Source organism: Streptococcus cristatus (genome assembly GCF_019685515.1).
Lineage (GTDB): Bacteria > Bacillota > Bacilli > Lactobacillales > Streptococcaceae > Streptococcus.
In genome coordinates this window covers 68,877-86,580 of record NZ_JABFFN010000001.1, presented here as the reverse complement: position 1 = coordinate 86,580, position 17,704 = coordinate 68,877, and the positions used below count along the sequence as shown (strand labels likewise).

Annotated in this window: 14 protein-coding genes and 1 pseudogene; 2 read left to right on the top strand and 13 right to left on the bottom strand. The window is 41.3% G+C overall.

The genetic code is table 11. The features are described from left to right. Nucleotides 1-873, top strand: coding sequence for an Hsp33 family molecular chaperone HslO (hslO, locus tag FOA33_RS00410; protein WP_084853128.1), 873 nt, complete (start codon nucleotides 1-3; stop codon nucleotides 871-873). After that, complete coding sequence (dusB, locus tag FOA33_RS00405) at nucleotides 860-1,840, top strand: tRNA dihydrouridine synthase DusB (protein WP_221160288.1); 981 nt, start codon at nucleotides 860-862, stop codon at nucleotides 1,838-1,840. Before hslO ends, dusB begins: the two co-directional genes overlap by 14 nt. A gap of 55 nt (nucleotides 1,841-1,895) precedes the next feature. Here the strand turns inward: dusB and FOA33_RS00400 are convergent, their stop codons facing one another. From FOA33_RS00400 to FOA33_RS00340, 13 genes and pseudogenes are all read right to left on the bottom strand, one after another. After that, nucleotides 1,896-2,582: a YoaK family protein gene (locus FOA33_RS00400; protein ID WP_084853126.1), complete on the bottom strand. Its 687-nt coding sequence runs from the start codon at nucleotides 2,580-2,582 to the stop codon at nucleotides 1,896-1,898. Nucleotides 2,583-2,708: 126 nt separating this feature from the next. Beyond that, nucleotides 2,709-3,392, bottom strand: a complete 684-nt coding sequence (locus FOA33_RS00395; protein WP_084852839.1) for a hypothetical protein — start codon at nucleotides 3,390-3,392, stop codon at nucleotides 2,709-2,711. 272 nt (nucleotides 3,393-3,664) lie between these two features. Continuing rightward, complete coding sequence (locus FOA33_RS00390; RefSeq protein ID WP_000763405.1) at nucleotides 3,665-4,438, bottom strand: NUDIX domain-containing protein; 774 nt, start codon at nucleotides 4,436-4,438, stop codon at nucleotides 3,665-3,667. Between the two features lies 1 nt (nucleotide 4,439). After that, complete coding sequence (gene pnuC, locus FOA33_RS00385; RefSeq protein ID WP_221160287.1) at nucleotides 4,440-5,219, bottom strand: nicotinamide riboside transporter PnuC; 780 nt, start codon at nucleotides 5,217-5,219, stop codon at nucleotides 4,440-4,442. Between the two features lie 9 nt (nucleotides 5,220-5,228). Further along, complete coding sequence (locus FOA33_RS00380) at nucleotides 5,229-6,287, bottom strand: AAA family ATPase (protein WP_221160286.1); 1,059 nt, start codon at nucleotides 6,285-6,287, stop codon at nucleotides 5,229-5,231. A gap of 333 nt (nucleotides 6,288-6,620) precedes the next feature. Then, entirely contained in the window at nucleotides 6,621-9,971 is a 3,351-nt protein-coding gene (locus FOA33_RS00375) for a GAG-binding domain-containing protein (protein WP_221160285.1), read from the bottom strand. Nucleotides 9,972-10,053: 82 nt separating this feature from the next. Further along, nucleotides 10,054-10,582 (bottom strand): annotated as a pseudogene (locus FOA33_RS00370) (isoprenylcysteine carboxyl methyltransferase family protein). A gap of 108 nt (nucleotides 10,583-10,690) precedes the next feature. Beyond that, nucleotides 10,691-12,031, bottom strand: coding sequence for a sensor histidine kinase BgrS (gene bgrS, locus FOA33_RS00365; protein ID WP_221160284.1), 1,341 nt, complete (start codon nucleotides 12,029-12,031; stop codon nucleotides 10,691-10,693). Further along, a complete protein-coding gene (gene bgrR, locus FOA33_RS00360; protein WP_221160283.1) occupies nucleotides 12,028-12,681 on the bottom strand; it encodes a response regulator transcription factor BgrR in 654 nt (217 codons plus the stop codon). Before bgrR ends, bgrS begins: the two co-directional genes overlap by 4 nt. A gap of 253 nt (nucleotides 12,682-12,934) precedes the next feature. Beyond that, nucleotides 12,935-15,367: an ATP-dependent Clp protease ATP-binding subunit gene (locus tag FOA33_RS00355; RefSeq protein WP_221160282.1), complete on the bottom strand. Its 2,433-nt coding sequence runs from the start codon at nucleotides 15,365-15,367 to the stop codon at nucleotides 12,935-12,937. 1 nt (nucleotide 15,368) lies between these two features. After that, entirely contained in the window at nucleotides 15,369-15,827 is a 459-nt protein-coding gene (locus FOA33_RS00350; RefSeq protein WP_213988630.1) for a CtsR family transcriptional regulator, read from the bottom strand. A gap of 118 nt (nucleotides 15,828-15,945) precedes the next feature. Beyond that, nucleotides 15,946-16,674 carry an ABC transporter ATP-binding protein gene (locus FOA33_RS00345; protein ID WP_221160281.1) on the bottom strand — a complete coding sequence of 243 codons (729 nt, stop codon included), beginning with the start codon at nucleotides 16,672-16,674 and terminating at the stop codon, nucleotides 15,946-15,948. Then, nucleotides 16,674-17,681, bottom strand: a complete 1,008-nt coding sequence (locus FOA33_RS00340; RefSeq protein WP_221160280.1) for an ABC transporter substrate-binding protein — start codon at nucleotides 17,679-17,681, stop codon at nucleotides 16,674-16,676. The genes FOA33_RS00345 and FOA33_RS00340 overlap by 1 nt, the downstream gene beginning before the upstream one ends. Nucleotides 17,682-17,704 lie beyond the last annotated feature (23 nt).

Genomic DNA, 17,704 nt, shown 5'->3' with positions numbered 1-17,704 from the left:
ATGGATAAGATTATTAAAACTATATCAGAAAGCGGAGCCTTTCGTGCTTTTGTCCTTGACAGCACAGAAACCGTCCGCACTGCTCAAGAAAAACATCAAACTCAAGCCAGTTCAACTGTCGCACTTGGTCGTACCCTTATCGCTAGCCAAATTCTCGCAGCCAATGAAAAAGGAAATACCAAGCTAACGGTTAAAGTTCTTGGAACGAGCTCTCTCGGTGCTATCATCACTGTCGCAGATACCAAGGGTAATGTCAAAGGTTACGTTCAAAATCCTGGTGTTGACATCAAAAAGACTGCAACGGGTGAAGTCCTAGTTGGACCTTTTGTTGGAAACGGTCAATTTCTCGTTATCACAGACTACGGTACTGGAAATCCTTACAACTCCATGACTCCTCTCATCTCTGGGGAAATCGGTGAAGACTTGGCCTACTACCTGACCGAAAGTCAACAAACTCCTTCAGCCGTCGGCCTCAATGTTCTTTTGGATAAAGACGACAAGGTCAAAGTCGCTGGTGGCTTCTTACTACAAGTATTGCCAAATGCCAAAGAGGAAGAGATTGCCCGCTTTGAAAAACGCATCCAAGAAATGCCAGCCATTTCAACTCTTCTAGAAAGCGACGACCATATCGAAGCCCTTCTCAAGGCTATCTATGGTGACGAATCTTACAAACGTCTATCTGAAGAAGAAATTCGTTTCCAATGCGACTGCAGCAAAGACCGTTTTATGAACGCTCTTGCCAGCCTTCCAAGCTCAGACTTAGAGGAAATGAAAGAGGAAGACCACGGGGCAGAAATCACTTGCCAATTCTGCCAAACTACTTACAACTTTGATGAAAACGACCTGGAGGAACTCATTCGTGACAAATCTTAATACACCCTTTACGATTGGCAATGTTGAGATTCCCAATCGTACTGTTTTAGCACCCATGGCTGGCGTGACCAACTCAGCCTTTCGTACCATCGCAAAAGAGCTCGGAGCTGGACTCGTTGTCATGGAAATGGTCTCTGACAAGGGAATCCAATACAACAACGAAAAAACCCTACATATGCTTCACATCGATGAAGGCGAAAATCCCGTTTCTATCCAACTCTTTGGTAGTGATGAAGACAGCCTCGCACGCGCAGCAGAATTCATCCAAGAAAACACCAAGACCGATATCGTCGATATCAACATGGGCTGCCCAGTTAACAAAATCGTGAAGAACGAAGCTGGCGCTATGTGGCTCAAGGACCCAGACAAGATCTACTCTATTATCAACAAGGTCCAATCAGTCCTTGATATCCCCCTAACTGTCAAAATGCGCACCGGCTGGTCTGATCCATCCCTAGCCGTGGAGAATGCCCTCGCAGCTGAAGCTGCTGGTGTCTCTGCTCTCGCCATGCATGGCCGTACCCGCGAACAAATGTACACAGGCCACGCAGACCTCGAGACCTTGCACGATGTAGCCCAAGCACTGACTAAGATCCCATTTATCGCCAACGGTGACATCCGTACAGTTCAAGATGCTAAACAACGCATCGAAGAAGTTGGTGCTGACGCAGTTATGATTGGCCGAGCAGCCATGGGAAATCCCTACCTCTTCAACCAAATCAACCACTACTTTGAAACAGGAGAAATCCTTCCTGATTTGACCTTTGAAGATAAGATGAAAATCGCCTACGAACACTTAAAACGCTTAATTAACCTCAAAGGAGAAAAAATTGCAGTCCGTGAATTCCGCGGCCTCGCTCCTCACTACCTTCGTGGTACATCTGGTGCAGCCAAGCTTCGTGGAGCTATTTCACAAGCTAGCACTCTTGCAGAAATTGAGGCCCTCTTGCAACTAGACAAAGCATAGTCTCACATCTACAACTCACAAAAACGGCAAAGCTCAAAAATGAGTCTTGCCGTTTTTATATGTTTTCATCTTGTAAATCTAATTGCTTCACTCTAGCTATATAGTAGGACATAATCAAAAACAAATTGAGGCTGATAATCCATATAGACCATTCATGAAGAAAATGCATCAATACAGCCAAGCTGATTGCGCCCACTATGAAACTTCCCACAACAATCCCATAATTTAAGGCCTGACGACGATATTCTTGGATATTTCCTTCTCTTCTAGCAATGCGATACAAAGCGGTCAACATCTTTCGGTAATTTCCAGACGTCATAAAAATGACATAGGGATGATCTTCAATCAAACTGCCCGTAAATGTTAACATCATCATTCCTGTTCCAAAAGCGATGAAAGGAACTTCTAATAGAGGAAATCGTGAAAAGAAAGGTAGAATAAGAGTTCCAATAAATAAAGGGAGCAGCATCTTAACCCGCCAGTAGGCCGTTTTGCGGTATTCTTTCATGTGCAATGCAAACAGAAATCCTAGAGAAAAGAAAATAATGGAGCAGAATCGTAGCATCGTATTGGTAACATTTGAGTCGTGCCAATCAGATATCAGTAGGAGAATATTCCCTGTCTGTGTCGCTACCAAACTATGGTATTGAATATGGCAAAACACATCCAAAGAACCACCTACAAATCCAAGAAATACTCCCATCAATCGTGTGTTTTGAGGTAAGATTAATTTATCCGCCATGTATTATCACTCGTTTTCCTTTGATTTTTTTATTATACCACTTTCTCTTGGAGAAACTAAGTGAAAAACAGTTGACTCACTCTTTTACAGAACGATTTCTAGTAAGAGTTAAAACACCAAATTTTATTATTGAATCAAGGCAACGCTTGAAACTTTACCATCCGCACCTGTTGTAATTTGGATGATTTTTCCTCCTCCGATTTTAGCATTATACTTGCCATCATCAAGAGTGTAAGAGTAGCCTCTAATAGAGTAGTTTTCTTTATTTCCTTCTGCAGTTTCTACTGTAAATTGGCCCCCTGATGAAACCGTAATAGTTTCGCCATTCGCTCCCTTCCAGTTGCCTGCTGCAGCTGAGAAGTCACCATCCACCATGGTTAAAACTCCCTTGTAGCGTTTGTTGTGTTCTGCTTGCTTGTCTTGAAGTTTGCGGTCAGTTGTTGGATCATAGCCTGACTGGTTAGACTGGGCTTGAGAGCCTTGCTGAGTTGAAGGTGCCTGAGATGGAGCTTGCTGACTAGGGGCTGCTTGTTCTTGTCTTGATTCAGGCGCTGGTTTCGCTTGTGACTGATCCGCCGCTGTAGAAGACTGACCAGAAGATGCCTGGGCCTTTTCAGATGAAGCTGAGCTTGAAGATTTTTGAGTCTTGCTTTCTTTGCTAGAAGAAGCTGCTTTAGAGCTTGATGATTGACTTGTCTTTGCAGAGCTACTAGTTTGAGTGGTTTCGTTTTTATTTCCACAAGCTCCTAGTAGCAAGGTAGAAGCCAACACAGTCGCTGCCATCAATTTGATATAGGTTTTCTTTTTCATTTTTTACTCCTTTGTAACGTTTTTGAAATATTAAGAAATCTTTTTGTAACATAATTGTAACATTAGGTTTTGAATCTGTCAACTATTTAGAGAACCTATTTTAAAAATTGTTCCCTCCACTATTTCAATTCGTAATCGAAACGAAAAAATAGGAAATTTTTTAGATTAGAGTCCTATTTTTTGCATCGTTCTTGTGTAATTCTAAGAAAGATAGCCATTCATAAAAATGATGATAAATAAAGAGGTCGGAAACTTTGTCCCGGCCTTACTTTTTATTTCAATCGATAGGTTTTTCTTGGTTTCTTTTTAGGTACTCGTTTGAGCCCGACTTCTTCTACATATTCTCCGTATTTTACGAGAAAGTTATTGCTGACGATGGGCCGACCAGGATTGATGAGATTGACCAGTTCAGTCCCTTCGTAGACAGTGAACTCTTCCTCCAGCAGATAGAGGAAGGTCGGATTCCAGTCAAGACGGCCTTGGATTCGTTTGATGGATTCTTGGATAATGGCATAATGGTCAAAGGCGAAGGCTTGCTCCTCCAGCTCCACTCCCTCTAGGAAGCATTTCCCCGTCTGAAAATCGACATCTACGAAAACAACATCCTTAGCATCGTCTCCTGCCTGAACGAGGTCTAATGCACGACTAGGTAGGTACACCAAGTGGGCAATGGTCACTGTCCAGCCCCGTGGATCACGCCCAGGGGTCGATACGGTCATCAATTGCTCGATTTTTTCCAAAGGTAGATCGAGATTGACTTCTTCACTCACCTCGCGCTGACAGGCATGTGCAGCATCTTCTCCCTTGTCCATAAAGCCTCCAACCAGAGCCAAGCAGTTTTGATAAGGGTGGGCCTTGCGACGGATCAGTAAGAGCTTGATCTTTCCTTCGACAAAGCAGTAAGCCACCATATCCACTGTCACACTTGGTTTTTCATATTGAGGGAGTTCCTGCCTGTAGTACCAGTCTAAAAACTCCTCCTGACTGGCATGGATTTCATAATATTCTTTTTCCGTCATTCCTTCTGGAATCTTTATGTCTGCCATCTTATGCCTCCTTTCGAACTGCCTTGGTCCATTGGTACCATCCCACTAGACTGTTCAGTGTGTAAACCCAGTACATCCCTTGAATGTGGATATTTTCACCCCACCAGAGGTAGATACTAAAGAGATTGGTTGCAATCCAGAAAATCCATTGCTCGCGGTAAAGACGTGTCATCAAGAGCTGACCAACACCATTGGTCGCATCGGTAACACTATCACGGAAAGGGCGAGCACTATGGATACTTTGGTAAGCAAAGCCCATACCAATCCAGATAATGGCAGTCAAGACCAAGTACTTGAGCCAGTCAAGAACAGATAATTTCTTAGCTTCAAAGTGGGATTCTTCTGGTTTTCCTTGGTCATTGATACGATTGGACAGCCAAGCATAGAGACCAATCGGCTGCATGACAAAGAAGTAAACAGTCGTCAAAACTTCTCCGTAAAAAGTCGCATTCATGGCCAAGATCAAATAGATAGCCGAGTTAATGGTCCCAAAGAGATAATTGCTTGCACGACCTTCTGCTACCAAGATAACACAGACAATCCCAGTCCAGGATGCAAACAAGCTCAGCCAGTCATGACTTTCCGTATTTTGCGTGAACTCTAAGATCAAGGGAACACTTGACAAGGCGATGAGATACAACCACTGGAAAAGGCTACGGCCGACAAAGAGATCTTTCCAGAGCAGGCGCATGATTCCTGCAAAACCGATCTTGCGGGCTTCCGCATGGACATTTTTAAAGTTTTCAATAAATTGTGTGATTTTTTCAGTTAGTTTGTTCATATTTTTCTCCTAATCTGCTTGGTAAATGGCATCAATAGCCACTTTGGCTGCTTCATAATTTCCTAGATAATCCTCAGCTAGATAAACTAGTGGAATGTTTGCTAAGTAGCGCTCCCTCATCTGATCCAAATGCTGGGAAAAACTATGACGAATATGGTCTTCTGCCATGGTCATATCTCTAAATCCGTCATTGACATAGGAACCGACAGGTTGCACAAAGAGAATCAAGTCCCATTTTTCCTTAGCCAATATCGAGACAAAGAGATTATCAAAAGTCTCTCCCGATAAGTCCCCTCGATCCTCAGTCTCCATGTAATAATCATAGTAGCCCTTGGTTACTAAGGAGTTGGTGTCAGCAATCACTAGACCTCGATTAGCATTACTATCGATTAACTTAGAGGTCTGGTCATACTGGCCCAACAGGAGATAATAGTAATCTTTTGGAGTCAATTCATCGTCGCGGACATTGTTTTTGATCTGGTACTCACGCGCGTATTCCAGACTAACGGGTGCATCGTAATACCTTGCCAAATCCTTGGCTAGAGTGGTCTTCCCATTGCTAGCACTTCCCATAATTAACACTTTCTTTGTAAACTGACGACGGAAGGGTTGAGCGACATATTTCCAATATTTGCTTGGGTTTTCTCGAATCATAGTCGCTGAGATACCAAACTTTCTTTCTTGCAAGACAGTCTCAAAGCCACGATTAGATAATTCCTGCTGGTAGTCTGCCTCTCCCACAAAGAAGATCAGTTCTTGTTGGGTTTCATCATAAGAAATCTCCGCTAACATTTTGTCCAACCACTCCTGCCAGCCCATAGGGTAACGGGGAAGATTGGTTTCATCTAACTTGCAGACAGAGGTTAACTCGTCATCACCAAAAGCCTCTCTGATATAGCGAAATCTTTTTTGAAGCGTTAAGCCTACCTGCTCCCCTCGGTCTCCCTCATATCCTGAAACGACCACCCAGACCTGATCACACTGGCGCTTCGCTCTCTGGATAAGGTCGATATGCCCTTGATGGAGAGGGGCAAAGGTTCCAAATATCACTGCTGTTTTCTTTTTCATAAACGTTTTACCTTTTTATGATTTTTAATATTTTTATTTTCTGTGTTTTTATTATATACTATATTTTTATTTTGTCAATAGGTTTTTATTATTTTTTATAAAAAGGTGTCAAAAAAAGAGAAGGCCATCTTTATACTGCCCCTCAAAAGTTGGATATAAAAACTCTAACTTTTGTGGTTCACTAGCCTTCTCTTTTTATATCTTAGTTCCATCTCTATATGAAATGACTTATCATTATTAGATACCAATTATAAGTAAAATCTTTGGGATCTTCAATGGTTAACCAATCAAATGCTAAATATCGAAAGTGGATATTTTTAAAAAACTGAATCATTATTTTCTTCTTTTCATCGCGATGAATGAAGTTCCAATCAAACCAAGGAGACCAATGATCTCAAGAACTAGATTAGACGCCACTCCTGTAGATGGCAATTTCTTCTCAGTTGCTGATGTAGGATTCCCTTTTGCCACTGTTTCATTTCCAGTAGCCAGTGGTTTATGATTAACTTCTTTATTCTGGAATTTTCCAGTTTGGCTCTCTCCTATCTGTGTTTGACTATCTTGGATAGACGGTTTAGTCTGCTTAGGTGTGGTGACATTTTGATTCTTAGAAAGTGTCTTAATCGCAAACAAACTGAAGTGGTTCGTTTTAAAAACAACTTGCCCATTTTCAACTTTAGAAGGAATACGCTCAAGGTCGCCATTTTCCTTTACGTGATAGACCTGAACATCCGAACCAGTCTGCCCAAGCGCGAGCCGAACAGTTCGTTCTCCATTGACATGAGTTTCCTTGCCTCCTTTAGAAAGAGATAAGTCAAACACACGAACTGTTCCTCCTCCTGTTTTACGAGCAATTTTATCAGCCAACTCTTTCGTCGTTACTTCCTTGAGATGTAACTTATCAGCATCTGTAGGTTTATCAAATACTACTGAAACTTTCGTCTTGCCATCTGCTGCTGTAAAGATTTTATGTGTCTTTGGTAGTGCCGGTGTGTGTGGTTTCTTACCCTCTGGTTGAGGGCTTGGTTGCATACCCGGTTTTGGAGCAGATGGCTTCTGATTTTCAGCACCGGGTTGTGCCGGCGTGTGTGGTTTTTTGCCTTCTGGTTGAGGACTTGGTTGCATATCTGGTTTTGGAGTAGATGGCTTCTTATCCTCAGTACCGGGTTGTACCGGTGTTTGCGGTTTCTTACCCTCTGGTTGAGGACTTGGTTGCATACCTGGTTTTGGAGTAGATGGCTTCTTATCCTCAGTACCAGGTTGTGCCGGCGTGTGTGGTTTCTTGCCTTCCGGTTGAGGACTCGGTTGCATATCTGGTTTTGGAGTAGATGGCTTTTTATCCTCAGTACCAGGTTGTGCCGGCGTGTGTGGTTTCTTGCCTTCTGGTTGAGGGCTTGGTTGCATACCTGGTTTTGGAATTTCTTTCTTATCTTCTTTCTTTGGCACTAAGTTGGCCTTCGCTACCTTCAATTCAGATAAGCTCTTCTGAAGCTCTCCTATCTGAGTATCTAGCTGCTTTTCTGTAATATTTACTTGTTCTAGAAGCTCTTTCTCCTGTTTAATGATTTCGCTTGCGCGATTTCTGACCTTTTCATAAGCAGAACCAGCTTCTCCTGTTAACTTAGCTCCATCTGGAACTGTCTTCATTTCTTCTTCAAGCTGACTGATAGCCTTCTGAAGTTCCACAATCTGCTGAATCTTATTAAAGGATGGAAGAAATTCGTTCTTAAAGTAATCCGCTAGATATTTCCCTTCTAAGGTAGCATAATTCTTATTCCATGTTTGCTTGATACCTGATTCAAACTCTTTTTCTAGACTAGGAATTTTCGCGTATTTTTCTCGATACAAAGCGACTTGTCTTGTCATCTTTTCGATTTGTGCATGGATTTGATAATAGATAAAATCATCTATAAACGTTTGGAGAGTTTTGGCAGTGTATGAACCTTTTTCTAACTGCTCTCTAAATGCTTTTATTTTAGCAGGAGCAATCTTTTTAGAATCCTCCCAAATATCTTTTTTCTGCACCTTATAATCACTGTTATTTTCTGGTAACTCTGGATAGTTATTCACTTCAGTCAAAGCTTGCTCTAGTTTTTTTAGCTCTTCCTTAGCCTTATTCTTCAAAGATTCTATCTCTTTCGTTTCTTCAGTCGGTGTCTGAGATTTCCCATCTTTAGTTGGAGGAATATGACCTTCCATATCAGGCTTTCTTTGAGGCTCAGTTGGTTTCGTTAACCCTTTTTTGAATTCCTCCACAGCAGCATTTAGCTCTGACTTCGCTGTTCCTAGAATCCGATCTAGTTCCTCTTTTGTTTGAGCTTTAGAAAGCTCTGATCTATATTTATTTACAATTCCTAAGGCATTTTTAATTAATTCACCAAATTTAGACTCATCCTCAGATTTCAAATCTTTTTTAGTTCTATCCAACAGCTCACTCATGTGATTAGAAAGCGATAGATTAGCTTCTGAAATTTGTTTATCTAAATCTTGCTGATCAGTCTCCTTAGCACTTCGTTTGTCTCTCGGTTTCGTTGTCTCTTTATTGCCATTAGATGTTTTGAGTTTTGCAATCTCATCAAGAAGACTGTGTTTAGCCTTCAGCACCTCTTCGTTTTTCGCGGCCTGATCGAGTTGCTGAAGCGCCTTTTTTTCCAACTCGCGTAACTGTTTGATTGTGGCATCCTCGTTTGCTTCTTCTTTGTTTAGTTTTTTCTCCTTTATGTTTTCGTCCACTTGTTCATTGACGTAATTTTGAATTTCTTTTTCAACGTAAGCTTTGTAAGATTTGAATAACTTACCTAGATCAGCAATAACTTCTTGTTTAATCGTTTGGAGTGATTTATCCGACTCGTTCTTAAAATCATTTACAACTCGCTCTTTGATTTTATTGATTTCGCCTACTAAAGAACTTTTATCCTCTTCAGTGATACCTTTTGTAGTTGCCATATCGCTAATCAATTTCTTTTGATGGTCGAGTTCTTCATTGATTTTTTTGAAAGTATCTTCCAGCTCTCTATAACTATTCTCCAAAGTTTCTAGGTTATCACGGTCATCTTCTCCCTCAATCTCTTTTATCAGGGAATCTTTCCGCTCAGTTGGTAGAGTACCCTTTCTGATTTCTTCTTTTAAACGTTTTTGAATTTCAGCGACCGCACCTGTGTTCTCTTTTGTAGAAGTATCTTGAGACTGTTCCGAGCTCTCCTTAGTCGGAGGAACTACCTTGTTTTCATCTTTCGATTGATTTTCTTTTTCCTTCCTTTCTTGTTCCATATGCTGCTTTTCATGATGTTTTAGTAAGTCTAGGTGAAAATCATTATCTATCGAAAGCAAGCTTCCTGTATCATTCGCCTGTTCGATTTTCTGCTGATATGCTGCTTTTTTATCTGCAGGAAGGTCACTTTCCGCTAGCTCTTTTATTAATTTTTCTTTTGCATCTTTCAAAGTTTCTCTAGCTGGTTCTGTTTTTTTATTATTTTCAGAAGAAGTTTCTTTATTTTCTCCTACCTTATCCTTAGATGAAGTTTGTTCAGTGACCTTGGCACTATTTGTGGGTGCACTCGAGCTCATCTCACCAGCATGAGCAACACTCCCCATAAAGAAGCTAGCTACTAGTACACTAGCTACTCCTACACTAAATTTACGAATGGAATAACGCATTCTTCGTTCATGATTTGATTTAAACATATCTATATCCTCCACGATTTTAATTAACTACAGTATATCCTGCCAATATGAATTGTATATGAAATTTGCTATATTATTTTCGCTATCCTTTCATTCTTCCATTAGGAATGATAACTTCTTGCAGTAATTTCTCTTCTTCTGCTATTCTTTGATAAAGAATAACCGCATAGACAGGAAAAATAAAGATAAAAGTTACGTAAGCATGACTCACCAAAGCTAAACCAACTAACTCAGGAAGAATATTTAAAAAGTAATTGGGATGTTTCACAATTCGAAAGAGAGGATGATCTACATATTTGTGATTATTGACAAGCATTAGCTTAACTGTCCAAATATCCCCTAATAGGTGAATGACCAGCAATAACATCAACATGGAAAAAATAAGCAAAACTAAACCAACTATGCTCATGCCATCAAAATTTGTCTTGTGCACCAGTGCTTCAACGAAGCAAGAGAGATAAAAAACAATATGAGCCATCGTTAATCGTTTTGTATTCTCAACTCCAAATTCTTTCCCACCATTGCTAAGGATTCGTTTTTCATTCTCCATCGAACGTTTTAAAAAAAATCAATCGAACGAGGAAGGTTACTAAAATAATTGCTAATACCATACCAGTATCCTTTCTTTTTTCTATATTTAAAATAATATTCTCATGTTAAACCTATGTGAACTTTAACAAAAAAGAACGGAGAGATTTCCGTTCTGTTACTTTATACAACTAATCTGCTTGCAAGCAAATTTTAAATTCCATTCCCTGTTCATAAGGGAGAAAACTATAGGACATTTGATAACTTTCTAGGATGTTATTCACGATATAGAGTCCTAAACCAGACCCTTCAGACTTGTCTGTAACAACTTGAGAGTGGTAAAAAATATCAAACAAATGATTCAACTCTTCTTGATTAAGAGGTTGGCAGGTATTTTTGATAGAAAGATAGCCATCTTGCTCGGATAGGATTACGCGCCCATTTTTATCTGAATATTTAATTGCATTACTAATCAGGTTTGTCAAAACCTTATCCAATGCCTTGAGGCTCATGACGACCCTGGTATCATCTGTCAATTGATTTTCAATTTCTATTCCTCTTGAGCATGCTAATTCCTGATAGCGAGATAAAACATCCGTCAAAACAGTCTGGACTATCAAGGTCTTGCTACACTCTGTCCACTCTTGGAACTTAGAGGACTCCAAAACTTCTTCGAGCAAGTGACTCATTTGATCAATTTGATCGATACTCTTTGCTATATACTTAGGGTGGTCTTTATAATCTCCAATATTGTACTGCATATTCTCTAGAATAATTCGAAGACTGGCTAAAGGAGTTTTCAACTCATGTGACGCTCCACGAACAAAAGAAACTTTCTGCTTTTGCAACCTGATAATTCGTTCATTTCTTCTCTCAGATTCATCAATGACTGCCAACAAGTTTTCATACACATCATTGATTTGCTTTCCAACTTCCCCAACTTCATCCTTTCGCGTTTCATCAAAGCGAATATCATGATCCAACTCCTGCATTTTACCTGTAACTTTTGAGATATAAAAGAGAGGCTCCAATAAACGTTTCGTATAGAAGTAGGAAAAGAGAAAAGCAAATACAAGCGTTGCTAGAAAGGTATAAGGGAGATAGAGAAGCATAATCCGTGTTGCCTCTTTATAAATATCCACACCTTGAATAAATTGAATGGTTACCTTTTTACCATCAACTGTCGTAATCTGACGGTCAATCGTTACGATATAGTTAGTGGGACTGCCTTCCTTTATTTCCAAGTCATGCACAAGGGAAATTCTCTTGTCCAGTACATCATCTTTCAAATGGGCAGAGATGCGAAGAGACTTCGAATAGGACTCCAGCAAACTAGGCAGTTCATGAAAATTTTTGCCTTCTAAGTACCTGCTCATAATAGTCGCACTCTCATTAAACTTCTCACCCTCTTGCTGAATGTAATAAAAAGGAAAGGTCAGATAGATGGCAATGTGGATGACCAAAGCGATTGCACCTAAAAGCGAAAAACTTCTTAAAAATGATTTGGTTAATAATTTAGGGTTTTTTATCATAAGCTAATTTTATATCCGGCATTTTTCACTGTTACAATGCAATCCAGATCCAACTTCTTACGAAGATTTCGAATGTAAACATCAACTACTCTATCAAGAGGCAAATCTGCAAAATCATTTGAGATAGACTCGAGTATCTGCTCTCTACTCAAGACCTGGTTCTTATGTTGGATCAAACATTTTAAAACCAACAATTCTTTCGGCTTAATTGCAACCTCCTCGTTCTTGACTCGAGCTTGGTAGGATGTGAAATCCACTGTCACATCTTGATAATGCCAAATATCCTCCACAACATAGTAACGCCTAAGCAAGGCTTGAATCCGTTTGACTAGGAGCACTAGTGAAAATGGTTTTGTCACATGATCATCAGCATAAAGGTCAAATACCTGCATCTGAGTTTCCTCATCTCCGAGCGCACTTAAGACGATTACAGGAATATCATGATTTTCATTAATTTCTTTTAAAACCTCAAATCCACTCCGCTTCGGTAACATCAGATCCAAGACCATCAGATGAATAGGGAGCTCATGAAATTTCTCCAAAGCCTCCTGCCCATCCTTTGCTAGAATAACATGATAGCCCTCTTCTCTCAAAAAAGCAGCTACTCCCTCTCTAATCATATCCTCATCATCTACAACTAAAATGTTCATCTATTTCCCTTCTTAACCTATCTAAAATTCACTCTTTTGCTAGGTTTACATTATTTTCATTTCATACGCAAAAAAAGAAACAGGGCTCTATTGAAATGGTGGAAATTTCAGGAAACTCTGCTCTTTTTCATTCTATACAAATCTTAATATCTATTCTTATTATAACCAATATTTACATATTGTCAACTTGTTTCCTTTGGTTTCATAAAAATAAATACAAAAAAGAATCAGGATTGCTCCTGACTCTCCATTTTTAAGCAATATCAAATTTTAATTGACCAGCTTTGACACCAATCTTAAGGGTCTTCCCTGCTACCAGTTCCCCCTTAAGGAGGAGTTCTGCCAACTTGTCTTCCACTTCTGTTTGCAGTGTTCTGCGAAGTGGGCGAGCTCCCATTTCTGGATTGTAACCGTGACTAGCTAGCAACTTCAGTGCCGAAGCTTGCAGTTTCAAGTCGATACCCTTCTCTGCCAGGCTAGCAATCAATGGTTTCACCATAATCTTAACAATTTCTTGCATGTGTTTGCTATCTAAGCTATGGAAGACCACCTTTTCATCAATACGGTTGATAAACTCTGGTCGATAAGCTTTTTTCAACTCTTCAAAGATTCGTTTCTCCATATTTTCCTGATCAAAACGAATGTCTTTCGCGCCAAAGCCAACAGTCTTGCCATCACGAAGAGCCGTCGCGCCAAGGTTTGACGTCATGATGATAATGGTATTTGAAAAATCAACCTTGCGCCCCTTGCTATCTGTCAAGACACCGTCGTCCAGAACCTGCAAGAGGACATTAAAGATGTCTGGGTGGGCCTTTTCTACCTCGTCAAAGAGGAGCACAGAGTAAGGTTTGTTGCGAACCTTCTCGGTCAACTCCCCACCTTCTTCGTAGCCTACATAGCCCGGAGGAGCTCCATTGAGACGGCTAGCTGCGAATTTCTCCATATACTCACTCATATCAAAGCGGATAAGGGCTGATTCGTCATCAAAGAGAACTTCTGCCAGAGCCTTTGCCAGTTCGGTCTTACCAACCCCCGTCGGTCCTAGGAACATAAAGGAACCAATCGGACGCTTGTGACTGCGAATACCTGACTGGTTGCGGCGAATCGCACGGCTAATGCTTGAAACAGCTTGATCTTGACCGATGACACGTTTGTGGAGTTCCGCTTCCAAGTTCAGATATTTCTTAGCATCTGTTTGCGTCAGTTTTTGGACTGGAATCCCTGACAAGCGACTCAAGGTGGTCAAGATATCAGATTCTGTTACCAAGTCTTTATAGACAGGGACTTCCTGCTCTTTTGCGATTAACTGGGCAGCTTGTTTCCACTTGCCATCCATCAAGGCCTTGTCTGCTGGACTCAAGTCGGATTCGTCCATTCTCACATGCTTGGATTTGTTTTGCACTGTTGCTGCCGCCTCATCCAAGAGGTCGATAGCAGAGTCTGGCAAGTGACGACTGGTTAGGTAACGATGTGCCATCTTAACGGCTGTTTCGACAGCTTCATCTGTGATTTGCACACGATGATGTTTCTCATAAGTCGCCTTCAAACCTTGCAAAATGGTCATGCTGTCAGCTAAACTTGGCTCTTCAATCGTCACTTTAGCAAAACGACGAGAAAGGGCTGCATCTTTTTCGATGTGTTTTTGGTATTCTTCCTGAGTGGTTGCACCAACCGTTCTCAAAGTTCCACGTGCCAAGGCTGGCTTCAAGATATTGGCCGCATCCAGAGTCGAGTCAATACCACTACCAGAACCCATGATGGTGTGGAGTTCATCGATAAAGAGGATTACTTTGCCATCTTCCTCGATATCCTTGATGATATTGTTCATGCGCTCTTCAAAATCTCCACGGAAACGGGTTCCCGCAACGACATTCATCAAATCAAGCTCTAGAACGCGCATCTTGGCCATTTCCGCAGGTACATCACCACTAGCAATACGCTGGGCAAGTCCAAGGGCCAGAGCTGTTTTCCCGACACCAGCATCTCCAACCAAGACAGGATTGTTCTTGGTCTTCCGACTCAAAATCTGAATCATACGTGAGATTTCCTTGTCACGACCGATAACTGGCTCTAACTTGCCAGAGCGCGCTTGCTCCGTCAGGTCATGCGTGTAGTCCTCTAGACCGCCACTTGGAGTCTGAGGCATGCCCATCATATTGGCCATGGAATTTTGCTTATCTGCCACGGTACGGTGGCGCTGACGCAAAGCCTTAAGGTCTTCTCTTGTCCAACCTGCACGTTCCTCTAAGTTGCGACGAAGAGTAGCAATTCTGACCTGATCTTTCTGGTCTTCATAAGAAAAACCTGCTCTCTCCAAGATGCGAGTTGCCAAAGCATTGCCATCATGCAAAATCGCATAGAGGACGTGCTCTGTCCCTAGCACCTTAGCATGGACCACTGAGGCCACATACTCTGCTTCTGCAAAGAGAACCTCCAAACGATGGGAAAAGGGTAACTCCGTAAAAGTTTCGTCTTGGCTATAGTTCGTTTCAGTCAGTTCTAAAGCAACCTCTTCTAAACGGTCCATTTCATAAGGATAATCATTTAGAGTCGCACCTGCCACACTATAACTGTGATTGGACATGGCAATCAATAAATGCCAAGACTCTAGATATCGAGCTCCAAAATGGCTCGCAACCATGTAGGCACTTTCGATACATTCATTCAATGCTTTTGAATAGTTCATCTTACTTCTCTTTTCTATCTACCTCTTGTAATAGCTGTCGGAGCATATTGGCACGGACAACTGAGGATTCTTCCCCTAAGACACGATCTGTTGCTACAGACGTCAGCAAGGTCATCTCCTGCTTGGTCATCAAATCTTGCTCCACTAAAAGCCGGAGAATATCCTCGTAAATCTCCTGACTAACTCGATCACCAATCGAGTAAAGCAAATCGCGGAGCATCTCATGATGACTGGAAAACTCAATCCGCCCTATGCGAATGTAGCCTCCACCACCTCGTTTACTCTCAACTAAGTAACCTCTGCTTTCAGTAAAACGGGTCTTGATGACATAGTTGATCTGACTCGGTACAACCTGGAAGGTATCTGCTAACTGGCTCCGTTGCAATTCCACAATACCAGATTGGTCTAAAATCGCCTTGATATAGGCTTCGATATGATCTGATGTATTTTTAAATCTCATAGTAAATCAAACTCCTTCTTTGAACCTTGACTATCTTTGACTATTATACCGAAATTTTCTCATTTTTAAAAGAAAAAGGGCGCTGGTAAAGGATAATCTTCACCAACTCCCTATTTTTCTACTTATCTAATCCCAATTCTGCTAATATTTGTCGTTTGTAGGCAATTTTTTGGACGTCCTTGTCCTCGTCTTCAGACCAATCTAGTTTAATTTCTGAAACAATCTGCCCAGGGCGATTATTCAAAATATAGATTCGATCGCTGAGATTGAGGGCCTCTTCAATACTATGTGTGATGATCAAGGTCGTTAGCTGCAACTGCTTATGAATCTCCAGATACCAAGCGTGGAGTTCCATCTTTGTCATCTCATCCAAGGCGCTAAAGGCTTCGTCTAAAAGAAAGAGTTTGTGCCCAAAAAGGTAGGTCCGAAGCAAGGCCACACGCTGGCGCATTCCACCACTAAGTTCATGAGGATACTTATCCCGTACGGCTGTCAGCTGGAAGGTCGCAAGGATTTCATCTGCTCGGGCAATAGCTTCCGCCTTATCCACCTTTTGAATCAAGAGGGGCAGGATGATATTGCCGAGCACCGTCTTGTGCTCCAAAAGGAGATCCTTTTGCAACATATAACTCACGCGCCCCTTAGGATTTTCCTCGCCATCAAGGACAATTCGCCCAGACTGGACTTCTAAAATCCCAGCGATTAGGTTAAAGAGAGTGGTCTTTCCAACACCACTTGGACCTAGGATAGAAACCACTTCACCCGAAGTCACCTGCAGGTTGATATCCTCTAAAATCTTTTCACCGCCATAGGCATAACTTACATGTTCGAGTCTAATTTCTGTCATTATTTTACAAATTCGTTAGTGAAGCCTTTGTCTGTCAAGTCTTCTTTAAGGATACCATTTTCTTTGTCCCATTTGTAGAAGGCATTCCAGCGAGCTGCGTCAAATTGTCCCCATTTTTCCTTGTTGCTTGCGTATTCTTTTGACAAGTATTTTTGCGATTCGATGACAAAATCACGTTTTTCCTTGAGTTCAGGTGCATTTTTGATGAGGATATCTGCAGCTTCTTCTGGATGTTCCATGGCATATTGGTAGCCTTTTTTGATAGCTTGGATGACTTTGCGAGCTTCTTCTTTATTGTCTTTCAAATAGTCGTTGTTTGCGATGATAACTGGTGAGTAGTAGTCAAACTCCTTGACATAGTCTTTCAAGTACATGAAGTTGGCGTCTACACCTTGAGATTTGGCAAGGATACCGTCCCAACCGTAGTAGATCCAAGCAGTGTCAAAAACGCCATTGGCAATTGGTGTGATAGAGTTTGAGTCGTTGTTTGGTACTTTTTCGACCTTCTCAAAGTCTCCGCCTTGAGATTCTACCAAGGTTTTCAACATAGCAAGCTCCGTTGGGTCATTCCAAGTTCCGTATTTCTTCCCAACCAAGTCTTTTGGACTGTTCACATTGTCAGATTTACGTGAGATGATTCCTGATGTATTGTGCTCAACGATAGCGGCAACGGCAGTGATTCCTGCCCCTTTTTCCAATTTCTTAGCCATGTAGTCTTGGAAATACACTGCAAATGGTGCCTTGCCATTGATCACCAAGTCAGAAGAACTTTCTTCAGGTGGCAATTTCAAATCAACATCCACTCCAGCTTCTTTGAAATAACCTTTTTCCTTGGCAACATAAAGCCCTGTGTGGTTAGTATTTGGCGTCCAGTCTAGGATAAAGTCAATCTTCTTGAGTTCTGCTTCTTTATTGTCCTTAGAAGCAGTCCCTTGACCACAAGCCACCAGCACGACAGCTACAAGAGCTGTCACAAGCGTTAAAAACACTTTCCATGTTTTCTTCATTTTCATTTCCTCTTTTCTTTTTC